A 22,018-nucleotide genomic window follows, 5' to 3' on the forward strand; every position below is an offset into this window, starting at 1 on the left:
GACGACGCCCACTTTCTAATGGCTACTCATGTGTGTAATCATTAGACCAAGCGGGGGACGCACCGGCTTCCCAGCCACCGGCATGCGCCCACGCCGCGTGTACCCCCGCCGTTTCGATCAGCCCGCCCAGCACCCGGCACCCAGGAGCAACGATGAGCAACCTCAAGACACTTCAGACCGGCCACGTCGGACTGAACGTGACCGATCTGGACCGCTCCGCGGCCTTCTACCGGGCCGTATTCGGATTCGAGGTGATGGCCGAGGGCAACGAGGCGAACCGCCGGTTCGCCTTCCTCGGCCGGGACGGCAGGCTCCTGGTCACCCTGTGGCAGCAGAGCGAGGGCGGTTTCCCGGTCGATCGCCCGGGCCTGCACCACCTGTCCTTCCAGGTGGAGACCATCGACGAGGTCAAGGCCGCCGAGCAGGTCCTGCGTGGGCTCGACGCGCGCTTCGGCTACGAGGGAGTGGTGCCGCACGGCGAGCACGGGACCTCCGGCGGGATCTTCTTCACCGACCCCGACGGCATCCGCCTGGAGATCTACGCCCCCTCCGGCGCCGACCCCGCGGACGCGCCCACCGCCGGTGCCCCGACCTGCGGCTTCTTCTAGACCCGACCTGCGGCTTCTTCCAAGCCCCGTCCTGCGGGGACCCGGGTCGACATCCCGTTCCCCGCACGCTCCCGATCCGTGATTCCGACCCCGACCCACACCCACGAGGCGCTGGCCCCGTCGGCGTGACCCGCACGACCACCTTCGGAGGGAATGCCGTGGCAACCCGATATCACCGCGGAGAACGCGCGGTGCAGGACCGTGCCGACCTGACCCGTCAGGCGTCGTTCGCACTCGGCGGCATCGGGGAGTCCATCCCACCGGTTGCCGCGGCATTCCTCACCGAGCAACCCATGATCATCGTCGGCGGCACCGACGCCGCCGGCCGGATCTGGTCCTCGCAACTGGTCGGCGACCCCGGCTTCCTGCGGGTTCCCGACCCGCGTACCCTCCTCGTCGACGCACTGCCGCTCGCCGAGGACCCGCTCGCCGAAGTCCTCGCCGGACCGGCCACGGTCGGCATGATCGCCATCGAGCCCACCTCGCGACGCAGGATGCGGATCAACGGCCGCTCCACGCCGACGACCGGCGGCCTGCGCGTCGACCTCGACCAGGTGATCTCCAACTGCCCCAAGTACATCCAGAAACGCGAATTCCGCTTCCTCTCCGACTCGGGGTCCGCCCCGGCACCGGGAGGCACCCGGCACGTCACCCGGGGCACCGCCCTGACGCCGGCGCAACAGCGGACCCTGCGGGCCACCGACACGTTCTTCGTGGCCAGTTCGGACGAGTCGGGCAATACCGACGCATCGCACCGGGGAGGCAATCCGGGCTTCGTCCAGGTGTTGTCCCCGAGCGTGCTGCGCTGGCCGGACTACCTCGGCAACGCCATGTTCCTCACCCTGGGAAACCTCGAACTGCACCCGGCCGCAGGGTTGTTGGTGCCCGGCTGGGACACCGGCTCGACCCTGCACCTGACCGGCGCGGCCCGCACCCTCTGGGACGCGGACGAGACAGCCCGGGTGCCCGGCGCCCAGCGCCTGGTCGAGTTCACCGTCACCGGCGTGGTGGAGATCGCCGACGCCGTCCCCCTGCGCTGGAGTGCGCCGAACTACTCCCGCTTCAACCCGCCCGTCTCCTGAACCATCGCACTTGCCAAAGGAGTTGCCGTATGCACATCACCGTGGACATGAACCTGTGCCAGAGCCACGGCCAGTGCGTCTTCGCCGCGCCCGACGTCTTCTCCTTCGACGAGGACGACTACCTGGTCCACGACGCGAACCCCTCGGACGCGTACGCCGCACACGTGCGCACCGCCGCCTCGATGTGCCCGGTCCGCGCGATCACGATCGATCCTTCCGCATAACCGATCCCGTCGGACCTCGAAGTTTCGATCTCGCCCAAGGCCGGTTCGTCGGTCGTCCCAGCATCCTGCGGATCACCGCGCACGGCTCTCCCCCGCACGTGGAGCGGGTCACCGTCGACGGCACGGTCTCGATGGTGGGCGTCGGAACCCTGTACACCCTGCCACCGGGCCGGCTCGCATGAGCGAGCAGGGCGAGGTCGAGTCGGGCGCGCGCAGCCGGTGCGGTTGCGGTGTCCCGCACCCCGACACACCCCGCTCAGCGAAAAAGCCCGATGTTCTCGTCGAGGTAGGCCGCCAAGGTGCGGGGCGGCCTGCCGAGCAGGCGCGCGACCGTGTCGGTGGGCTCCTCCGGCCGGTTCACCGCCAGTTGCCGTATCTCCACCACGTGGGCGGCGAGCCAGTCCGGCAGGCCGCCGCGTTCGATCAGGTTGTGCCGCATTGCCTCGGGTGACAGGTCGACGTAGCGGATCGGCCGGCCGAGGAGGCGCCCCAGCAGCTCGACCAGTTGCGGGTGGCTGAAGGTTCGGCTCCCGGTGAGCGTGTACGTACGCCCGCGAAGTTCCGGTCGGATCAGCACCTCGGCGGCCACGTCGCCGATGTCGCGACAGTCGACGTAGTTGCAGACCGCGTCCCCCATCGTCCCGTGCACGACGCTCTGCGCCGCGACCATCGGCGCGAGCGTCGACAACTTCTGCATGAACGCGTACGGGCGCAGCACCGTGTGCGGCACACCGCTCTGGCGGAGGGTCTCCTCGATGGCGTGGTGCCATCGGGAGATCGCAACCGGGGAGTCCGCCGTGGCGGCCGGGGCGGAGAGTTTGACGATGTGCTCGATGCCGACGGCTGCGGCCACCCGGATGGCGCACCGCTCCTGTTCCTGCTGCGCGGGGCTGTTGGCCATCGTGAGGAACAATTGGTGCGCGCCTTGGAAGGCGGCGTGCAGCGACGACGGGTCGTCCGCGTCGGCGGCCCGGACGTCGACCAGGCGACGCGACGCGTCGTCCAGGCCTGCCCGCAACCGTTCAGGGTCGCGGCCGAGCGCCCGGCTCGGGATGCCCAGGGTGACGAGGCGGTGCAGGAGGGCACTTCCGGTGGCGCCGGTGGCGCCCATGACGACGATCATGTGGGTCCTGTCTTTCCGGTGAGTGGTGCTGGGGTCGGATCCGGCCACTCGGCCGATCCGGACTGTGTGGCCATGACGGCCTATGCGGCCGGTCGTCGCCCCCGCATCGCCCCGCGCCAGCGCCACGTGACGATGGTGGCGGCCAGGGCCGCCGAGAGCGGCAGGTCCAGGCGGAGGCGGGCGGGCCACGGGCCGTGGTGCGGGATGATGCTCTCGGGGACGTGGCCGGCGACGAACCAGCCGATCAGGGCCGCCGGCGCGGTGATCCAGGTCGCCAGGACCAGGGTCGGGACCACACGCGGCGTCGAGGTCAGCCAGGTGCGCCGAGCACCGGCCCGGCGCAGCCGGCCGCCGACCAGCGCTGCCACGAGCGCCGAGGTGCCCGCGATCGAGGTGCAGGCCGCGACGACCAGATCCGGTTGCCCGGTGGCCACTCCGCCGGCGCCGGCCATGAGTGCGGGAGCCAGGTACGCCACGAGCACCTCCCGCCACAGCGTGAACGCCGGTGGGCCGGAGCCCCCGGCGGACGAACGGCCTTGTCCCATGTGGTTTCCGGCCTCCATTTCTGTCATGTAGTTAGCTCCCTAATTATATGGTCAAGCAAATGCCGCCCCGGCGACACCCCGCGCGGACGCGACGTGCCGCCGAGGGGGCGGCGACCAAAACGGATCGTGCGGAACTACTCCTCGGGCGCCGAACGCTCGCGCGTCAACGCCGGGATCCCACGGACGAGCCGACCGAGCAGGTCCAGGAAAACGGTGCGCTCCTCCGGATCGAGCGCGCCCACCATCTCCTGCAATCGACCGAAGTGCTCCGGGGCCAACTCGCGCATCCGGCGCGCCCCCCGGGCGGTCAGCACCACCACGGCCGAGCGGCCGTCCTCGGCGGACGGTCGGCGAAGCACCAGACCCTCCCGCTCCAAACCGCCGATCAGTCCCGTCACGGTGGCCCGGGACACCCCGAGAACGTCCGCCAGCCCCGAAGGGGACATCTCCCCGTCGGCATCCTCCAACGCGGCCAGCAGCCGGTAGCGCCCGGCGGACAGACCGAACCGGGAGAAGTGCACCTCGACCGCCTGGCCGAGCCGCGCCCCGGCCGCCATCAGACGCACCGCGACCAATACGGCCTGTGGGTCGACATCGAGCCCGTAGCGCCGGATCTGGTACGCCGCCTGGTCGAGCGTGGGGGTGTCCTCAGGCATCGGTTCATGTTCCACAACATTTAGTATGGTCCCTAATCACTTCTCCGGTCAACCCGCCGGGCCGGAGCGGACCGGGCTCCAAGTCGCTTCCATGAGACTTCCAGGACTCCCCGGCGAGAGTTCTTCCAGGACGACCAAGACCGCCTCCCGGACCGACGGTTCGCTCACGAACCGCCCGACCGGAGCATCGCCTCACGGGGAGACCACCATGAACATCAGGAACCTCACCACCACCCTGGCCGCACTCGGCGGCCTGTTCATCATGTACATCGGCATCGCCTACCTGGTCGCCCCGCAGTCGACCGCGTCCGGGTTCGGCCTGCCGAGTTGGCCGGAGCACGAGGGCACCGCATTCCTGGCGGTCAAGGGCGTACGGGATCTGGGCAGCGGGCTGATCCTCTTCGCACTCCTGCTGACCGGCCACCGGCGGGCACTGGGTTGGGCGCTGCTCGCCATGTCCTTCATCCCTGCCGGCGACATGGTGATCGTGCTGAGCAACGAGGGCTCGACCGCCAAGGCCCTCGGCATCCACGGCCTCACCGCCGTCCTGGTCGCCCTGGCCGCCGCCCTGCTGCTCCGTGAGCGCCCCGCGGCCCCGGCAACCACGCTCACGACCGTCTCCCCCGCCCCGAGCCGCGTCCCCGCCCCGGCGGCGCACTGACCCCCTCCCTCCCGGGCTCGCTCGGCCCGACACAGGCCCCGGCCGTCGGCCACCGGGTCGGCCCAAGCTCCACCCCGCTCACCCCGCTCACCCCGCTCACCCAAAGTGATCATCCTGTTACCATTCGAATGCTCGGGGTCTCGTTGCACGCCATCCACCCAGAGGAGCCAGGCCGCATGCACGCCACCAAGGGCGATCGCCTTCTCATCCACGGCCGAGTCGTCGGCCGACAGGACCACTTCGTGGAGATCATCGAGGTCCTCGGCCCCGACGGCACTCCGCCGTATCGGGTACGCGCCGCCGACGGACACGAATCGATCATGTCGCCGGGCCCGGACTCGGTGGTCGAACACCGCAAGGCCGCCGACTCCGACTAGTGCCGCGCCCGGCGACGTTCACCCCGTCGCCGGGCGCGGCACCAGCCCATCGAGCGACCCGCCGCACTTCCCGAGGAGCCCTCGTGACCAGCCCCGCCCCGCCGCCGACGTTCGAACTCGGTACGGACGGGCCACGGGCCGTACTGGTCGGCGTCGACGGCTCCCGGACCTCGCTCCGCGCCGCCGACTACGCCCTGGGCCAGGCCCGGCGCGGCGGCGCGGAGTTGGTCGTGGTGTACGTCCGCGCTCCCCTCGGGCTCGCCGCCACCACGCCCGAGGGCGCCGAGGTGATGGAGCAGGCGCACGAGGACGCGGTGCGCGACATCGCGAGCTACATCGGCCGCCGGGCCGACGAGGTGCGGGTACGACACCGCTTCGTCGAGGCGCGCGGCGATGTCGCGCACGAGATCGCCAAGGTGGCCGACGAGGTGCGCGCCGACGCGGTCGTGGTCGGCGCCTCCGAACGCTTCGGCCACCGGCTGATCGGCTCGCTCGCGATCCGCCTGGTCCGCTCGGCCCGTTGGCCGGTCACCGTCATCCCCTGAGCGCGACGCCCGGGGCAACCGACGCCCGGGGGCCTGGCGCCGCTTTGAGCGCGCGGGTCACCCGTACGGCGCAGGAACGACGACACCCCGGGCCGGCGCCGCGCTCTTGCCGGCCCGGCGTCGGTTCCCGGAGTCAGACTGGACAAGTCAGAACGACTTATGTCATTCGGGTCGGAATCGACCCGGCGAAGGAGCGACGTGCTCAGCACCGACTTTGTGAAGGGTTCGCCGAACTGGCTGGACCTCGGCAGCCCCGACACCGCCGCGGCGGCCGAGTTCTACCGTGCCGTCTTCGAATGGGACTTCCGATCCGCCGGGCCCGACGCCGGCGGCTACGGGCTCTTCCAACAGGAGGGCAAGACCATCGCCGGGCTCGGTCCGCTCACCGAGGAGGGCGCCTCGTCCGCCTGGACGGTGTACTTCGAGACTCCCGACGCCGACGCGACCGCCGCGGCCGTCAAGAACAGCGGCGGCACGGTTCGGGTGGAGCCGTTCGATGTCATGGAGATGGGTCGGATGTCCCCGCTGACCGACCCGGCCGGCGCCGATTTCGCCGTCTGGCAGCCAGGTACCTTCCGGGGCTCGGAGCTGCTGGGCGAGCCCACCTCACTGGCCTGGGTCGAGCTGCACGGCGTGGAACTGGACACGGCGCTCACCTTCTACGGCGGGCTGTTCGGTTGGCGTTCGCAGGAGTTCCAGATGCCCGGGATGACCTACACCGTGTTGTCCACGGCCGAGGGCGACCCCCAGGAGGCCTCCTTCGGCGGCATCGTGCCGGACCCGAACGGCCAGGAGCCGCACTGGATCGCGTACTTCGAGGTTGCCGACCCCGACGACGTCGTGCAGCGGGCCCAGGGCCACGGCGGCTCGGTGCTCATGCCCGCCGCCGACGTCCCGGAGGTCGGCCGCCTCGGCTGGTTGGCCGACCCCTTCGGCGCCCCCTTCGCGATCATCCGGAGCGCACCCCAGCCCGGGTAGTCGCCCACCGACGAACACCCCGGCGGCCCGGTCGTTCCGCCCGGAGGACGCACCTCGCGCCGACGGGGCGACCCCGGGCACGGCGATCGGTACCCCGGGGGCCGGCGGCTCCGCGCCGCCCGGCGGGTGTTCGGGCGGCTTCACCTGTTCGGCGGGTGCCGCGAACCGACGCGTCGCCGCCTTCCCCACGATCATGGACGCAACAATGAGCAACCTGGCACCGCAGCGTGGGGTCGGGGCGGCGACCCGGTCGCTGGTCCGGCAGGTCGGGCTGCCCGTGGGCATCCTCGTCGTCGTCACGGCAGTGGATCTGGCGACCGGATCCTCGGCGGTCTACTACCCGTTCCTGCTCCTGGCGCCGACCCTGGCCGCCGCCACCGCGCCTCCCCCGGCGATCCTCGTCATCGGCGGCATCTCGCTGCCGCTGCGCTACTGGCTGGCCTCGCGGGACGGCTACCTGGGCCCCGCGTACGACGACCTCTTCCAGGTCAGTACCTGGATGTACGTCATGGCGACCGCGCTGGCCATGTACCTGTCCGCCGCCCGCATCCGTCGCGAACGGGCCCTGGTGGCCGTCTCCGAGGTGGCCGTCGCCGCGCAGCGGGCGATCCTGCTGCCGCCGAGCGACAAACTGGGCGGTCTGCGCCTGGCGGTGCGCTACTTCGCGGTGGCCGAGGAGGCCGAACTCGGCGGTGATCTCTACATCGCGCTGGACACGCCGTTCGGGGTGCGGCTGATCATCGGCGACGTGCTCGGCAAGGGCCTGGGCGCGGTCCGCACGGCCGCGATCACGATCGGCGCGTTTCGCGAGGCCGCGTACGACGAACCCGAACTGAGCACCGTGGCGCACCGCATCGACACCAGCGTGAGCCGGAACGCGCCCGCGGACCGGTTCGTCACCGCGCTCCTGGTCGAAGTCCGCCCCGAACACGTGGCCTTCACCCATCGCGGGCACGAGGAGCCGGTGGCGATCCGGGCGGACGGCGCCGTGCACGTGCTCGAACCTCCCGATCCCGGCGTGCCGTTGGGTCTGGGCGACCTGGATCCGGCGCCGCCGCGCCCCTGGGTGGTGCCGTTTCACGAGGGCGATCTGCTGCTGTTGATGACCGACGGGTTCGCGGACGCGCGGGATGTGGCCGGCCGGCACTATCCGCTGGTCGACCGGATCCGGGCACTGTTCTGCGAGGCGCGTCCGGCCGTCGCCGACCCGGTCGTGGCGGTGGAACGGTTGGGCGACGACCTGTTGCGGCACGTCGGCCTGCTGCGGCTCGCCGACGACGCCCTGGTCCTGGCGCTCGCGCGCGCCCCCGAGCCGCCGAAGCACCCTCCCGCGCCCTGACCCCGGCACGGCGGGTCGGGCGACGCGCGGTCGGCGGTCGGCTGCGCCGGGGCCGGTCGGCGGCCCGGTCGCCGTGCTCGGCAACCGTTCGGCCGCCGGCGGGCTACTCCTCGATCGCGCCGCCGGTGCTGCGCAGGTGGCGGCGGAACGTGTACGTCGGGTCGGTCGCGCGACGGGCCAGGTAGTCGTCGAAGGTGGTCTGTCGGCGCAGCGTCTCGCCGGCCCGGATCCGGCGGGCCTGTTCGCGCTCGGTGTCGCGGATGCGGTGGGCCGTCGCGAGCACCTCGTCGGCCCGATCGGCGGCCAGGAACAACACGCCGTCCGCGTCGCCGAAGACCAGGTCGTCGGTGCTCAGTAGGTGCGGCCCGAACCGGGCGGTGGTCAGCGCCTCGGGCTCGCGCTCGTCCAACCGCGTCGGGCCGGGCGGGTAGCTGCCGTAGCTGAACACCGGCAGGCCGATCTCCACCAGTTCCGGTGTATCGCGGTGCAGCCCCCACACCACCAGCGCCGCCACCCCCGCCGCCTCGGCCTCCAGGACGGCCAGGTCGCCGATGCACGCCTCGTCGGTACGGCCGCCGTTGTCGATCACCAACACGTCGTCCGGCTCGGCCGCACCGAACGCCTCCAGGAACACGTCCACGCTGCCGTAGTGCCGAACCGGCAACACCCGACCGGCGATGCGCTGCCCGGGCACCACGGCGCCGATCCCCGGCGGGGCGACCCGAAGCGGCACACCGTGTCGCACACACGCGTCCGCCACCAACGGCGTGGAGAGTTCGGCGAAGGTCTTCAACATGGCGTTCTCCGTGGCTCGGCGTCGCCCCACAGGACGCACGCGCGGATGCATCGAGACAGCCCTGCGATGCTAACCGCGCCCGATTCCACCCGTCGACGCCCGCCCGTACCGGACCCGTTCCGGCGATCCCACCGCAACCGAGCACGGCGCCGCGGGGATTCACCCGCGCCCGGGCGCGTCCGGGTGCGTCCGGGGCGGCGTCCCGGGGTCGGAAAGGTACCGGTTCGGGTCACCGTGTGTAGTCGTCCGGGTGGTAGCCGAAGCCATTGTGACCATGTTGGTCATGATGGCTTCACAGCTGGGCCGGTTCGTGCCAAGGTGCACCAGGCGCCGAACCGGAGCCTGATCCACCGGGGTTCGCCCGGCCTCGGGCTCGGGCCCGGCGCGCCTTCCGGTGGACCCGTTGGTTGCCGTAGATGCAGGTCAGCACGTGTCGAGTCGGCCGGGGAACAGTCGCCGGTCGGCCTCGACGTGAACGACTCGGAAGCGGAGCATCCGGTTCCGATCCGTATGCCGTACGCCATCCGCCAGGCCGCACCGGCCATCACCGAGCGCGCCGCCGTCGGGCGACGCCGTGTTCGGGAGGTAATCGCGTGACCGAGACCATCGACAGCACCCCGCCACCGGAACAGCCGCCCCGGTCCGCACCCACCGACGGCGCCGACCCGGGCCGACTCGAAGGCGCTTCCAAGCTCCGGATCTTCTCGGTGCTCGGCGTGATCGTGCTCTTCTCCGAGGTGGTACCGCTCCAGTACACGATGATCGGCACCGCCGTACAAAAGATCGGCCTGGATTTCCCGTCGGCCGGCAACAACATCGGCTGGATGATCATCATCCTCGGCCTGGTCGGCGGCGCCACCACGCCGATCATCGGCAAACTCGCCGACCTGTACGGCAAGAAGCTGATCCTGCTCGCGTGCAGCGTCTCGTTCCTGGCCGGCTCGATCCTGTGTGCGCTCACCCACTCGTGGGCGATGTTCCTGGTCGGCCGCGGCCTCCAGGCGGTCGCGTTCGCGATGGCGGCGGTGGCCGCCGGACTGATCCGCGACCTGATGCCACGCCGGATGGTGCCGATGGCAATCGGCGTGATCGCCACCGGATTCGGCGTGTCCGCACTGACCGCGCCCCTGCTCAGCGGTTGGCTGACCGACCACTGGAGCTGGCGGTCGCTGTTCTGGTTTCTGATGATCTACATGCTCGTGTTGATCCCGATCTTCTGGCTCGTGGTCCCCGAGTCGAAACTGAGGACGCGTCAGCGGCTGGACTGGCTCGGCTCGGTATTGATCGGCGCGGGCGTCGCCCTCGCCCTGATCTACATCAGCAACGGGCAACAGTGGGGCTGGGGCCGGTTCACCGCCTGGATCTACCTGGTCCTCGGCATCGCCCTGCTGATCGCCTTCTACGTCTGGGAGCACCGCGCCGCCGACCCGATCATGGATCCGAAACTGCTGCGCGCACCCCGGGTGTCCATCGTGCTGGCCATCGGGCTGTTCGCCAACATGATCATCGGCGTGCAGTTCTACGCCGTGTCCTACATGGCCCAGATCGACGAGAAGGTGGTCAAGGAGAGCACCATCGCCGGCTTCGCCGCCAAGGCCGGCATCCCGGTGGACACGATGCGCCAAGGGCTGATCTTCCAGGGCGACATCGGCTACGCGCTCGGCTTCAGCCTGATGGCGCTGGCCGTGCACCTCACCACGTGGCAGTCCATCCCGGGCATGCTCACCGGACCGGCGGCCGGCCAGTGGGCCACCAGGGTGGGGCTGCGTCGCCCGTACATCGCGTGTCTGGCGGTGATGACGCTGTCGATGGCGCTGTACGCGATGTTCCACGGCTCGTGGGGCGTGCTGCTGATCATCGGCATCGTCTACGGGCTCGCGTTCGGCGTGTACTACGCCTGCGCCAACAACCTGGTGATCGAGGCGGTGCCGCAGGAGCAGCAGGGCATCGGCGCGAGCATGCTGGCGCTGACCCAGTCGTTCGGCAGCGCGGTGGGTACGGCGATCCTGACCGCGATCCTGTCCGCGCACACCTACCGGGTCTCCACCGTCGCCCAACCCGGGGCGCCCGCGCAGACGTTCGACATCCCGCAGGTGTACACCGACGACGGCTGGACGATCGGATTCTGGGCGGTGGCCGCCGCCGGCGTGGTGTGCGTGGCGCTGGCCGTGGTGATGAAGGCGGGCCGCACCCCGGCCACCGGCGGCACGCTGCACTGAACCGGGCCGCCGAGCCCGACCGGGTCCGGGGTCCGGTCCGGGGGTCGGGCCCGGCGGCGTGGAATCCGCCGGCGCCCGCGACGGGTCGGGACGTACCGACCCGTCGCGGCGCCGGGGCTCACAACGGCTGCACCAGGCGGCTCTCGTACGCGACGACGACCGCCTGCACCCGGTCGCGGACGCCGAGTTTGGCCAGCACCCGGCTCACATGCGTCTTGATCGTGGCGTCCGACAGGTGCAGGCGCGCGGCGATCTCCGCGTTGGACAGACCGCGTGCGACCTCGATCAGCACGCCACGTTCGCGCTCGGTCAACTGGGCGAGCCGCGGGTCCTCCGCGCCGGGTGTGACGTCGTGGTGCGGCAGGCGGTGCGCGAAGGTCTCCAACAGGCGGCGGGTGATCCGTGGCGCGACCACCGCATCGCCCGCCGCCACCGAGCGGATCGCGCCCAGGAGTTCGGCGGGCAGCGCGTTCTTGAGCAGGAAACCGGAGGCGCCCGCGCGCAGCCCGGCGAAGGCGTACTCGTCCAGGTCGAACGTGGTCAGGATGAGCACCTTGGTCTCCGGGCAGCGCTCGCTGATCAGCCGGGTCGCCTCGATGCCGTCCATGCCGGGCATCCGTACGTCCATCAGCACCACGTCCGGGCGCAACCGCTCGGCCAGCCGGACCGCCTCCTCGCCGCAGTCGGCCTCGCCGGCGAGGGTCATGTCGTCCTGGGCGTCCAGGACCATCGTGAACGCCATGCGCAACAACGGCTGGTCGTCCACCACCAATACGTCGATGGCCACGTCAGGATCCTCCCGGATCGGTCAGGTGCAGCAGCGCCGACACTCGCCAGCCGCCCCCGGGCAGCGGCCCGGCCTCCACATCGCCACCGTAGACGGCGGCCCGCTCCCGCATGCCGGCGAGTCCTCGTCCGCCGCGCGGTTCGTCCCGCTCGCCCATGCCGCTCGGGCGCGGGCGGCCGTCGTCGATCACGCTCAGTTCCAATCGATCGGCCGAACTGGAGACCCGGATCCGCGCGTTCGCACCGGGCTGGGCGTGCTTGAGGGTGTTGGTCAGCGCCTCCTGGGCGAGCCGGTACACGGCCAACTGCGCACCGGGCGGCACGTTGCGGGTGTCGCCCTGCACGGTGAGCGTGGTCGGCAGGCCCGCCGCGCGCACCTGCTCGGCGAGCGCGCCGAGGCGGGCCAGGTCCGGCTGCGGGTGCCGGGCGGCGTCGGGTTCGTCCTCGTGCAGCACACCCAGGAAGCGGCGCATCTCGGTGAGCGCCTGCCGACCGGTACCGGAAACCTGCTCCATCGCCGCGGCGGAGCGTTCCGGCTTGGTGTGCACCGTCATCGAGGCGGCATCCGCGAGAGCCACCATCACCGACAGGTTGTGCGTGACGATGTCGTGCATCTCCCGGGCGATCCGCGAGCGTTCGGCCGCCACCGCAAGCTCGGCCTGCTGTTCCTGGTCGCGTTCCAGGCGTTGGGCACGTTCCTCCAGGGCGACCAGGTAGCGCCGCCGGGTGCGCAGGTTGGCGCCGAGCACCGCCGCGGTCAGGGCCATCGCGCTGAGTCCGACGAAGGCGCCGAACCGATACCCCTCGACGGTCCAGCGCACGACGGCCAGCACGATGCCCGTCTCGACCACGACGAGCGCGTACACCGTCCGACGCCGGTCGCAACTCGCGGCCACGGTGTACAACGCGATCAGCAGGCTCGCGTCCGCGCCGGTCCGCGCGTCGATCACCCACTGGCCCAGGGCCACGACGGCGATCACCGCGAACACCGCGACCGGGGCCCGGCGGCGCAGCGCGAGCGGCAGCGTCAACGCCGCCCCGATCAGCACCCAGCCGGACGACCGCAGCAGGTTTCCGACCTCGAACAACAGCAGCACGGCCACCGCGAGGGTGGTGTCGGCCCAGATCGGATGGCTGCGGGTGAAGGTCACCACACGTGCCGGTACGGCGGCGAGCCCGTGCTCGCCGCCGTACCGTCGAAGCAGCGTGTTCACGCGTCACGCTTCCGGAGCAACACCGCCGCCACCGCGAGCGTCACCGCGGCGTACAACACGAACACCGTGATGCCGGCTGCCGGGGACAGTGCGCCCTCGCCGGGATGCCATCGGCTGAGCGCCTGACCGGCTTCGCTGGGCAGGTACTTGGTGATGCGGTCCTGCCAGTCGGAGGGCAGCGCGCGGACCACCTCGGGCAGTACCAGCAGCAGCCCGAACACGATCGCGATGCCGCCGGCGGCGTGCCGCACGATCGCGCCGATGCCGATCGCCAGGACACCGGTGAGGGCGAGGTAGACCGCGACGCCCACGACCACGCGCGGCACGCCCGGATCGCCGAGCGAGACGTCGATGTGCTCCTTGGCCAACACCGCCTGCCCGCTCAGGAACGCGACCAGGCAGGTGCCGAGCATCAGAACGAAGGTGACCGCCCCGAACACCGCGGTCTTGGCCCACAACACCGGCAGCCGGTGCGGTACCGCCGCCATGGTGGCCCGGATCGAGCCGGTGGCGTACTCGCCGCTGACCACCAGGACACCGAGCACACCGATGGCCAGTTGGGCCAGGTAGAGCCCGGTCAGGCTCGCGTTCGGCGCGGAGAACCGGGCCCGCTCGCCGGCGCTCATGTCCGGCCAGCGGCTGACCGTGCCCACGCACACCAGCAGACCCAGCGAGATCACCAGGAAAACCGCGGTGACCAGCACCCAGAAGGTCGAGCGCAGACTGCGCAGCTTGATCCACTCGGCGTGGAGCACCCGGACGAAGGTGACCCGGCCGCGGTCGGCGGCCCGGGAGGTGAACCGGGGGCCGGTGGCGCCGGCGGCGACGGTACGGGTCGACATCAGGCGACCTCGCCGTTTCGCCGGCGGTCGGCACGGGCCGCCCGCGCCGGTCCCGTCTCGTCCTCGGATACTCGGTACTCGACCGCGTCGCGGGTCGATTCCATGAACGCCTCCTCCAGCGAAGCCTGCTGCGGGACCAGTTCGAACAGGGTGATGCCGTGGGCCGACGCGAGCCGGCCGATGTCGTCGCTGGACACGCCGGTGACCTCCAGGACGTCGCGCTCGTGGCCGATGACCCGCACCTCGGGGCCGAACAGCAGCGCGCGCAGCCGATCGGCGTCCGGTGTGCGCACCCGGACCTGGTCGGGCGCGGCGCCGTGGATGAAGTCCGCGACCGAGGTGTCGGCGATCAGCCGACCCCGACCGACCACGATCAGGTGCTCCGCGGTGAGCGCCATCTCGCTCATCAGGTGCGAGGACAGGAAGACCGTGCGGCCCTCGGCGGCGAGCGACTTGAGCAGTGTCCGGATCCACAGGACACCCTCCGGGTCGAGCCCGTTGACCGGCTCGTCCAGCACCAGCGTGGCCGGGTCGCCCAGCAGCGCGGTGGCGATGCCCAACCGCTGGCCCATGCCCAGCGAGAAGCCGCCGACCCGCTTGCGGGCCACCTCGTCCAGGCCGACCATCTCGATCACCTCGCGCACCCGCCGGGTGCGGATCCCGGTGGTGGCGGCCATGGAGAGCAGGTGGTTGTACGCGGAGCGCCCGGTGTGCACCGCCTTCGCCTCCAACAGCGCGCCGACCTCGTGCAACGGGGCGGGGTGGTCGGCGTAGCGGCGGCCGTTGACGGTGACCGTGCCCGAGCTGGGGTGGTCCAGGCCCAGGATCATCCGCATGGTGGTCGACTTGCCCGCGCCGTTGGGGCCCAGAAAGCCGGTGACGATGCCGGGACGGACGGTGAAGGTCAGCCGGTCGACGGCGTTCTTGGACCCGTAACGCTTGGTGAGTGCGTCGGCTTTGATCATCGCTGCCGTCTCCGTGGCTCCGGTGCCTCGGCGCCTCCGAACGAAGGGCCGTCGGGCGAACGCCCGATCTGCCCTCAACGCTAGCCGGCAACCCGAGCCCCGACGATCGCCGCACGGCCGAACCTCACCCCGACACCCATGCGCCCTGCGGGTGAGCGCATACGTCGCTGGGATGACACGCCCCCAACCACCCACCCCCGACACCACCGAACCCAACGCCACTCGGCCGGGGCTCCGACACCCGCGCCCGGTTCGCCTTTCGGTTCAGCCCGCGATGGTGAGCTGCATCAGGGCCTTGGCAGTGTGCATGCGGTTCTCGGATTGGTCGAAGACGCGGCTTCGGGGGCCCTCGAAGACGTCGTCGTGCACTTCGAGGATGTCCGGGTGGGTGCGCGCCGTCTCGGTGTCGAGGTCGTGAAAGGCCGGGAGGCAGTGCAGGTAGATGGTGTCCGCTCGACCGGTCGCCGCCATCGACTCCGGAGTGACCTTCAAGTCGCGCAGCAGGTCGATGCGTTGCCGGGTTTGCTCCTCCTCGCCCATGGAGACCCAGACGTCGCCGTAGACCGCGGCCGAGTCGGCCAGAGCCCGATGCGGGGACGCGGTGACGGTGATCGAGGCATGCGGCGACTCGGCGCCGGCCGACAGTTCGGCGATGCTCTCGGGCGCCGGCTGCAACGGCTCGGGAGCCAGGATGCGCAGGTCGAGACCGAGTTTGGCGGCGGCGATGGCCAGCGTGCCGGCCACGTTGTTGCGACCGTCGCCGACGTACGTCACGGGCAGGCCCTCCAGCCGGCCGAAGTTCTCCCGGAGGGTGAGCAGGTCGGCGAGGATCTGGGTGGGGTGGTATTCGTCGCACAGACCGTTCCACACCGGCACGCCCGCGTAGCGGGCGAACTCCGCGATCGTCGCATGCTCGAAACCACGGAACATCACCCCGTCGAAGACCCGGCCGAACACCCGGGCGATGTCCCGGACGGACTCCTTGACACCGAAGCGGATGTCCTCGCGGCCGAAGATCTCCGGATGCGCGCCGGACTGCGTCGCGGCGACGACGAACGAGACCCGCGTACGACACGAGGGTTTGAGGAAGATCAGCGCGATGTTGCGACCGGCCAGGACCGGAACCCGTTCGCCGTGCGCGGCCCGCTTCTTGGTGTCCGCGGCCCGGTCGAGCAACTCGATGATCTCGTCGGGGGAAACGTCGCGCAGGGAGAGCAGGCTGCGGCCTCTGAGGGTGGAATACCCCATGGGTCGACCTCGATTCGAAGCTCGGCGATATTGCATGAATATTCTGTGGTCGGCATCATCATGCAGTATCGAGATCGAGGAGCGGTACGGATTTTCCGGTGCGGAAACGGGTGGAGGGGTGGTGGGGGTGGCTGGTAGGTTCTCGGGCGTGTCCAGCCCCGAATCGGACAGACGGCGGCCGCCGGTGTTGCGGTGGCCGATCTCTCGTTGACGAGCCGATGAAAGCGAGCCGCCCGGCCTGATCAGGTCAGGGGCGTGTTCGGGCTCGGCCTGGCCACCGGCAGCACCGGAATCGCGAAGCGTGGGCCTGCGCCCCTTCGTTCCGGCATCCTGGGTGGCTTCCCGGCGTGTTGCGCGGAACCTGTGTGCGGCCCACCCCTGCCCAGTCGGATCCATCCCGGATCCATCGCACGTCCATGGGGTTTCGTCATGCCATTTGCTGTCTACGTGCTCGGGCTCGCGGTCTTCGCCCAGGGCACTTCGGAATTCATGTTGTCCGGCCTGCTCTCGGACATCGCCGCCGACCTGCATGTGTCCGTCCCCACCGCCGGGTTGCTGACCTCGGCGTTCGCGATCGGGATGGTGATCGGCGCGCCCGCGATGGCGCTGCTGAGCCGGAACCGGCCGCGTCGGCGGGCGCTGTTGTTCTTCCTGGGTGTGTTCGTCGCCGTGCATGTGGTCGGCGCACTCACCCCGAACTACCCGATCCTGCTGGTCACCCGCGTGCTCGGCGCCCTGGCCAACGCCGGGTTCTGGGCGGTCGCCCTGGTCACCGCGATCGACCTGGTCGGGCCCGAACGACGGGCCCGGGCCACCTCCGTGGTGGTCGGTGGCGTCACCCTCGCGTGCGTGGTGGGTGTGCCTGCGGGTGCCGTGCTCGGCAGTTGGTGGGGATGGCGGGCGGCGTTCTGGGCGGTGGCCCTGGTGTCACTGCCGGCCGTCTTCGCGATCGCCCGGACGGTGCCGAACCGGGCAACCGAGTCGACCGAGGCGGGCGGCACGGGCGCGGCGACCGGATCGGACCGGGCGGGCAACGCGACCGGCCACGACGGCACGGGCGGAGTGACCGGCGGCATGAGCGCGTGTCGGGAACTGCGAGCCCTCGCCACGCCGTCGCTGCTGCGCACGCTGCTGCTGAGCGCCCTCGTGCAAGGCGCCACCTTCGGTTCCTTCGCCTACCTCGAACCCATCGTCACCGAGGTCGGCGGCCTCGATGACGGCTGGGTCCCGCTCACCCTCGCGCTGTTCGGGGCGGGCTCGTTCGTCGGCGTCACCATCGCGGGCCGGATCGTCGACGCCCGCCCGAACACACTGATCACCGTCGGATCGGCGGCCCTGGCCACGGGATGGGCCGCACTCGCCCTGACCGCCGACCGCCCGGCCGTCCTGCTCGTGCTCGTCCCGATCCAGGGAATGCTGGCGTTCGGCACCGGAACGGCCCTGATCGCCCGAGTACTTCGCCTCGCCCCGCCCACCTCCGCACTGGCCGGCGCGGCCGCCACAGCCGCCTTCAACGTAGGCGCCGCCCTCGGCCCCTGGTTCGGCGGCCTGGCCATCGACGCCGACCTCGGCTACCGCGCGCCCCTATGGGTGAGCACAGCCCTGATGCTCGCGGCCTTGGCCACGACCCTGCTGCCCGACAGCCGAACCACCCGTGCTTCGGCGGCGCCCGAGCTCCCCGAGGCACACCAGCGCACCTGACCCCCGACCCCACCACCCGAACGCCCCGAAGCAGAAGCAGTACCGGGGCCTCTCGGGCTCCGGCGGCGGTGGTCGTCCCCGGCCACCGCCGCCGCTCCCGCACGCAACCGTCGGACGGCGCAAGGTTCGCGTCGGGCCGGCGGAGGCGGCCCGGGTCAGCCCGTCCCGATCCGGGCCAGGGTTCGCATGGTTGCGGGAGACAGGCGGCTGAGCAGTCGGCCCAGCTTCGCCTCGGGCGTGACCGGGACCACCGGGCGGTGTCGGCGGATGGCGTCGACGATGTGGTCGGCGACCTTTTCCGGGGGGTAGTTGCGCCTTGCGTAGAGTCGGGAGAAGCGCTCGCGGCGGGCATTCTGCTCGGTGTCGTCCGTGTCGGAGAAGGTGGTGGTGCGGGTGATGCCGGTGTTCACAATGCCCGGGCAGATCGTGCTCACCCGGACGCCGGAACCGGCGAGTTCGGCGCGCAGGCAGTCGGACAACATCGCCACCGCGGCCTTGCTCGTCGCATAGGCGGCCAGTTGTTTGGACGGCGTGTAGGCCGCCGCCGAGGCGAGGTTGACGATGTGACCGCCGGTGCCACGCTCGGCCATCAACGTGCCGAACGCGCGGCAGCCGTGGATCACCCCCCACAGGTTGACGTCCAGGACCCGCTTCCACTCGGCGGCGGTCGTGGCCAGGAACGTGCCCGAGTGGCCGACGCCCGCGTTGTTGACCACGATGTCCGGGACACCGTGGGCCTGGACGACCTCCACCGCGAAGGCGTCCATGGCCGCGCCGTCGGCCACGTCCATGCGATACGCGTGCGCCGTTCGCCCGTACAGTCGGGCCAATTCGGCCGTGCGCTCGACGGCGGTGAGGTTCAGGTCGCACAGCACCAGGTCCGCGCCCTGCTCGGCGAACGCGACCGCGGTGGCTCGCCCGATCCCGCCGCCCGCGCCGGTGATCAGCGCCAGCCGGCCCACGAACGGGCCCTTGTCGAGCGGGCGTTCCGGTTGCCGAGCCAGGTCCAGGGCCGGTGTCGTGGTGCCGTGCTCGATGTGCTCGACGAACTCGCGGGTCATCCCGGCCACGGTCGGTCCCTTCTCCAGCAGGGCGGACCAGTGGCCGGCGGCGATGGATCGCCGCCAGAGTCGGGGTACCCAGCGCTCCAGGCCCTCGGACAGCGCCGCGCCGACGTAGCGGTCGCCGGTGAGGGTGATCAGCTGTACCGGCACGGTGGTTTCGCGTCGGCCCGGCAGCAACATCCGGGGCAGCATATTGGCCCGGTAGAGCGCGATTCCGCGCACCGCGTCGTCGCCGAGGGTGGGCCGCGGATGGCCGGCGCGCGGCCGGATCCCCTCCGCCCGCGCCAGCACCCGGCCCCAGTTCGCGGCCAGGCCCAGCTTCCAGGCCGCCGGCGCCAGCACCGGCAGGTGGAACGCGGTGATGTACCACGAGCGCGCGGACTGCGCCGCGAGTTGACGCACGTGCCGGGGGGTGGGCCGGGCGAACCGGCTGCGGGCCCAGTGCCCGACGTGGTCCAGGCACGGTCCGGAGATCGAGGTGTACGAGGCGATGCGGCGCGGACCGGCCCGGTCGGTGACCGCCTCCCAGGCCTGGATCGAGCCCCAGTCGTGGGCCAGCACGTGTGCGGCCCGATCCGGGGCGACCGCGGCCAACACCGCGAACAGGTCGGCGGCCAGCTGTTCGAGCCGGTAGCCGTACCGGTTCCCGGGCGCGCCCGAGGCCCCCGCGCCGCGGACGTCGTAGCGAACCACCCGATGATCGCGCTCCAGGTCCGCGGCCACCTCGTCCCACACGTGATGGGTGTCCGGATAGCCGTGCACCAGCAGCACCAACGGATCCCCTTCCGGGCCCTGTTCGTACACCGCGAGGGAGACCCCGCCGGAGACCACCGTACGGGTGGGCAGCCCCTCGACCACGTCCACGACGCGCTTGGCGGGCATCGCGGCCGGGGCCGTCATCGGCCGGCCGCCGCACGCGCGCGGCGCACATGCGGCACGTCGTCGTCCAGCCAGTACGCGTCGTCGTCGGTGACCACCAGCAACTCCTCGAATTTGGCGCCCACTCCGCGCAGCGCGATATGCGGCTCGACCGCCCACAACCCCGGCGTCGGCGCGTGCCGCGAGGCCCGGCCGTCCGCCCACAGCGGCGAACGCCCGTGCAGTCGCGCACCGATCAGCTCCCGACCCAGGGTGCGCAGTGTGCGCACGCCGAAGCCCAGGACATTCACCCCGACCGGCCCGCGCAGCGTCACCCGGGTGACCCGATGGCCGATCACCCGGCCGGGGTAGACCCGATGTCGGTTGTCGTAGCCGTGTTCGACGATCAGCTCGTCCACCGCGCGGTACACCTCGTCGAGCGGTCTGCGCGCCTTGACCTCGCGCAGGATCAGGTCGCGGTAGGCGCCGAGGTCGGCGACGAGGCGATCCCACACCGCGTTCTCGCCGACCTTGCCGGCGTAGCCGATGTCGGCGGTGTACCCGTCCACGATCGGCGCGCAGTCCAGCACGTACGGCGTGCCCTCGGTGAGTACCCGGCCGGTGGCGAAGAACTGGAGCGGGGTGCGGAAGTTGCGGAACGCGGTGCGGTCGCCGAACCACGCGAACGGGATGTGGAAGAAGTCCTGGACACCCTCCGCCACCAGTTCCCGGCGCAGCCGTGCGGCGGCCTGACGCTCCGTCACGCCCGGTTCGATCCAGGCGGCGACGCGTTCGGCGCACCGGTACGCCAACCGTTGCACGTCGCGGAAACGATCCAGGTCCACCTCGTCGAAGGCGAATACCGGGATCCCCCGGGGCGGCCGCACCGCCGGAACCTGTAGCCGTGTGCTCATGAACTCCGCCTTCGTGGGGGTGGGATGACACCGAGTCGAACAACGCCGAGTCGGACGACGCCGAGTGGGTGGGCGGCGGCCGTTCGCGGCCGCGCCCGGCCGGTCAGAGATCCAGCACGAGCCGCTCGCCCGCCGCGGCCCGCGACACGCACACCAACATCGCCCCCGCCGCCCGCTCGTGGTCGGTCAGGCGCAGATCACGATGCTCGACGGCACCGGCCGATACCCGGACCCGGCACACGCCGCAGAACCCCTGCCGGCACGAGTAGGCGGTATCCGGCCGGGCCTCGCGCAGCACGTCGAGGGCGGATCGATCGGCGGGCACCGAAAGGTCGATCCCGCTGCGGCCCAAGCGCAATTCGAAGGCGTGCCCGTCGAGCACGGGCGCCGGCGCGAACCGCTCGAAGTGCAGCCCGTCGGCCGGACTCGCGTCGATCGCCGCCCGGATCCCGGCCAACATCGGCGCGGGTCCGCAGCAGTACACCGCGGCCCCGGCAGGTGCTCGCCCGAGCAGCTCGGCGCCATCGGGCGGCCCTTCCTCGTTGTCCGCGCGCACCTCGAACCGACCCTCCGAACCGCTTAGTTCGTCCAGTTCGAGGCCGAACGGCAGCGACGCGCGGGTGCGCCCGAGGTGGATCAGCCGCCAGTCCAGGCCGGATCGGGCGGCCTGGCGCACCATCGGCAGAATCGGGGTGATGCCGATGCCGCCGGCCAGGAACAGCACGGCCGGTTCGGCGGCGAACGGGAAGGCGTTGCGCGGTCCCGCCGTGCGCAACGTCGCGCCGACCGGCAGGGCGTCGTGCATCTCCACCGATCCGCCGCCGCCCGCGGCCAGTCGGCGGATCGCGATCCGGTAGGTGTAGCGGTCCTGCGGGTCGCCGCACAGCGAGTAGTGTCGGCGGCGTCCGGAGGGCAGTTCCAGGAGCAGGTGGGCACCGGGTTGCCAGCCGGGCAGTCGGCCGCCGGCCGGTGCGCTCAACCGCAGCGAGAGCACGTCCTCGGCCTCGACGACCCGTTCGCGGACCACGAGTTCGAGCGGCCCGGGGGTGGGGTCGAGCGGCCCGGCGGAGCGGGCTCGACGTCGTCCCCGATGGGCCACCGCCTCGGTGTGCAGCCGGCCGAGCACGGTCAGCGCGCGCATCATCCGGTCGCCGCGCTCGCGACCGTACAGATCCGGCGGTGCGGTGGTCGGCGGTATCGCGGAAGTCGGCGGCGTGGACGGGCTCATGGGCATCCTCGGCATCCTCGGCGTCCGGTGCGGATGGCGGCGGCC

At 71.4% G+C, this 22,018-nt stretch carries 22 protein-coding genes; 10 read left to right on the forward strand and 12 right to left on the reverse strand.

Annotated features, from left to right (window positions below):
* The first annotated feature begins 152 nt into the window (after positions 1-152).
* From ACFZBU_RS15810 to ACFZBU_RS15820, 3 genes are all read left to right on the forward strand, one after another.
* Positions 153-608, forward strand: coding sequence for a VOC family protein (locus ACFZBU_RS15810; RefSeq protein WP_391584127.1), 456 nt, complete (start codon positions 153-155; stop codon positions 606-608).
* 191 nt (positions 609-799) lie between these two features.
* Positions 800-1,690, forward strand: coding sequence for a pyridoxamine 5'-phosphate oxidase family protein (locus ACFZBU_RS15815; protein ID WP_391584128.1), 891 nt, complete (start codon positions 800-802; stop codon positions 1,688-1,690).
* Positions 1,691-1,719: 29 nt separating this feature from the next.
* Entirely contained in the window at positions 1,720-1,914 is a 195-nt protein-coding gene (locus ACFZBU_RS15820; RefSeq protein WP_391584129.1) for a ferredoxin, read from the forward strand.
* Between the two features lie 256 nt (positions 1,915-2,170).
* Here ACFZBU_RS15820 and ACFZBU_RS15825 read toward each other — a convergent pair whose 3' ends face one another.
* The 3 genes from ACFZBU_RS15825 to ACFZBU_RS15835 all read right to left on the reverse strand — a co-directional run bounded on the left by ACFZBU_RS15825 (position 2,171) and on the right by ACFZBU_RS15835 (position 4,238).
* Positions 2,171-3,037 (reverse strand): NmrA family NAD(P)-binding protein, encoded by an 867-nt coding sequence (locus tag ACFZBU_RS15825; protein WP_391584130.1) that lies wholly within the window; start codon positions 3,035-3,037, stop codon positions 2,171-2,173.
* An 80-nt stretch (positions 3,038-3,117) separates the two neighbouring features.
* Complete coding sequence (locus ACFZBU_RS15830) at positions 3,118-3,609, reverse strand: hypothetical protein (RefSeq protein ID WP_391584131.1); 492 nt, start codon at positions 3,607-3,609, stop codon at positions 3,118-3,120.
* A 107-nt stretch (positions 3,610-3,716) separates the two neighbouring features.
* Positions 3,717-4,238 (reverse strand): MarR family winged helix-turn-helix transcriptional regulator, encoded by a 522-nt coding sequence (locus tag ACFZBU_RS15835; protein WP_391584132.1) that lies wholly within the window; start codon positions 4,236-4,238, stop codon positions 3,717-3,719.
* 208 nt (positions 4,239-4,446) lie between these two features.
* Between ACFZBU_RS15835 and ACFZBU_RS15840 the strand changes: the two genes are divergently transcribed.
* From ACFZBU_RS15840 to ACFZBU_RS15860, 5 genes are all read left to right on the forward strand, one after another.
* Positions 4,447-4,899, forward strand: coding sequence for a DUF4267 domain-containing protein (locus tag ACFZBU_RS15840; protein ID WP_391584133.1), 453 nt, complete (start codon positions 4,447-4,449; stop codon positions 4,897-4,899).
* 176 nt (positions 4,900-5,075) lie between these two features.
* A complete protein-coding gene (locus tag ACFZBU_RS15845) occupies positions 5,076-5,276 on the forward strand; it encodes a DUF1918 domain-containing protein (RefSeq protein WP_391584134.1) in 201 nt (66 codons plus the stop codon).
* 83 nt (positions 5,277-5,359) lie between these two features.
* On the forward strand, positions 5,360-5,821 hold the full coding sequence (locus tag ACFZBU_RS15850) for a universal stress protein (RefSeq protein WP_391584135.1): 462 nt from the start codon (positions 5,360-5,362) through the stop codon (positions 5,819-5,821).
* Between the two features lie 198 nt (positions 5,822-6,019).
* On the forward strand, positions 6,020-6,799 hold the full coding sequence (locus tag ACFZBU_RS15855; protein WP_391584136.1) for a VOC family protein: 780 nt from the start codon (positions 6,020-6,022) through the stop codon (positions 6,797-6,799).
* A 205-nt stretch (positions 6,800-7,004) separates the two neighbouring features.
* Positions 7,005-8,138: a PP2C family protein-serine/threonine phosphatase gene (locus ACFZBU_RS15860; RefSeq protein ID WP_391584137.1), complete on the forward strand. Its 1,134-nt coding sequence runs from the start codon at positions 7,005-7,007 to the stop codon at positions 8,136-8,138.
* 103 nt (positions 8,139-8,241) lie between these two features.
* Here the strand turns inward: ACFZBU_RS15860 and ACFZBU_RS15865 are convergent, their stop codons facing one another.
* Entirely contained in the window at positions 8,242-8,934 is a 693-nt protein-coding gene (locus ACFZBU_RS15865; RefSeq protein WP_391584138.1) for an RraA family protein, read from the reverse strand.
* A gap of 593 nt (positions 8,935-9,527) precedes the next feature.
* On the opposite strand from ACFZBU_RS15865, the gene ACFZBU_RS15870 reads away from it, so the two are divergent.
* On the forward strand, positions 9,528-11,153 hold the full coding sequence (locus tag ACFZBU_RS15870) for an MFS transporter (protein WP_391584139.1): 1,626 nt from the start codon (positions 9,528-9,530) through the stop codon (positions 11,151-11,153).
* Positions 11,154-11,271: 118 nt separating this feature from the next.
* On the opposite strand, the gene ACFZBU_RS15875 is transcribed toward ACFZBU_RS15870, so the two are convergent.
* The 5 genes from ACFZBU_RS15875 to argF all read right to left on the reverse strand — a co-directional run bounded on the left by ACFZBU_RS15875 (position 11,272) and on the right by argF (position 16,208).
* A complete protein-coding gene (locus tag ACFZBU_RS15875; protein WP_020552163.1) occupies positions 11,272-11,940 on the reverse strand; it encodes a response regulator transcription factor in 669 nt (222 codons plus the stop codon).
* A 1-nt stretch (position 11,941) separates the two neighbouring features.
* Complete coding sequence (locus tag ACFZBU_RS15880) at positions 11,942-13,153, reverse strand: sensor histidine kinase (RefSeq protein ID WP_391584140.1); 1,212 nt, start codon at positions 13,151-13,153, stop codon at positions 11,942-11,944.
* Positions 13,150-13,995: an ABC transporter permease gene (locus ACFZBU_RS15885; RefSeq protein WP_391584141.1), complete on the reverse strand. Its 846-nt coding sequence runs from the start codon at positions 13,993-13,995 to the stop codon at positions 13,150-13,152. The genes ACFZBU_RS15880 and ACFZBU_RS15885 overlap by 4 nt, the downstream gene beginning before the upstream one ends.
* The gene (locus ACFZBU_RS15890; RefSeq protein ID WP_391584142.1) at positions 13,995-14,960 is read right to left on the reverse strand and encodes an ATP-binding cassette domain-containing protein; all 966 of its coding nucleotides are present in this window, start codon (positions 14,958-14,960) and stop codon (positions 13,995-13,997) included. Before ACFZBU_RS15890 ends, ACFZBU_RS15885 begins: the two co-directional genes overlap by 1 nt.
* Positions 14,961-15,224: 264 nt before the next feature.
* Entirely contained in the window at positions 15,225-16,208 is a 984-nt protein-coding gene (gene argF, locus ACFZBU_RS15895) for an ornithine carbamoyltransferase (protein ID WP_391584143.1), read from the reverse strand.
* A gap of 429 nt (positions 16,209-16,637) precedes the next feature.
* On the opposite strand from argF, the gene ACFZBU_RS15900 reads away from it, so the two are divergent.
* Positions 16,638-17,909, forward strand: coding sequence for a Cmx/CmrA family chloramphenicol efflux MFS transporter (locus ACFZBU_RS15900; protein ID WP_391584144.1), 1,272 nt, complete (start codon positions 16,638-16,640; stop codon positions 17,907-17,909).
* 155 nt (positions 17,910-18,064) lie between these two features.
* Here ACFZBU_RS15900 and ACFZBU_RS15905 read toward each other — a convergent pair whose 3' ends face one another.
* From ACFZBU_RS15905 to ACFZBU_RS15915, 3 genes are all read right to left on the reverse strand, one after another.
* A complete protein-coding gene (locus ACFZBU_RS15905) occupies positions 18,065-19,873 on the reverse strand; it encodes an SDR family oxidoreductase (RefSeq protein ID WP_391584145.1) in 1,809 nt (602 codons plus the stop codon).
* Entirely contained in the window at positions 19,870-20,745 is an 876-nt protein-coding gene (locus ACFZBU_RS15910) for a M24 family metallopeptidase (protein WP_391584146.1), read from the reverse strand. The genes ACFZBU_RS15905 and ACFZBU_RS15910 overlap by 4 nt, the downstream gene beginning before the upstream one ends.
* Positions 20,746-20,848: 103 nt before the next feature.
* Positions 20,849-21,973, reverse strand: a complete 1,125-nt coding sequence (locus ACFZBU_RS15915; RefSeq protein ID WP_391584147.1) for a PDR/VanB family oxidoreductase — start codon at positions 21,971-21,973, stop codon at positions 20,849-20,851.
* Positions 21,974-22,018 lie beyond the last annotated feature (45 nt).

This window comes from Embleya sp. NPDC008237, from assembly GCF_042956465.1.
In the GTDB taxonomy this organism is placed as follows: domain Bacteria; phylum Actinomycetota; class Actinomycetes; order Streptomycetales; family Streptomycetaceae; genus Embleya.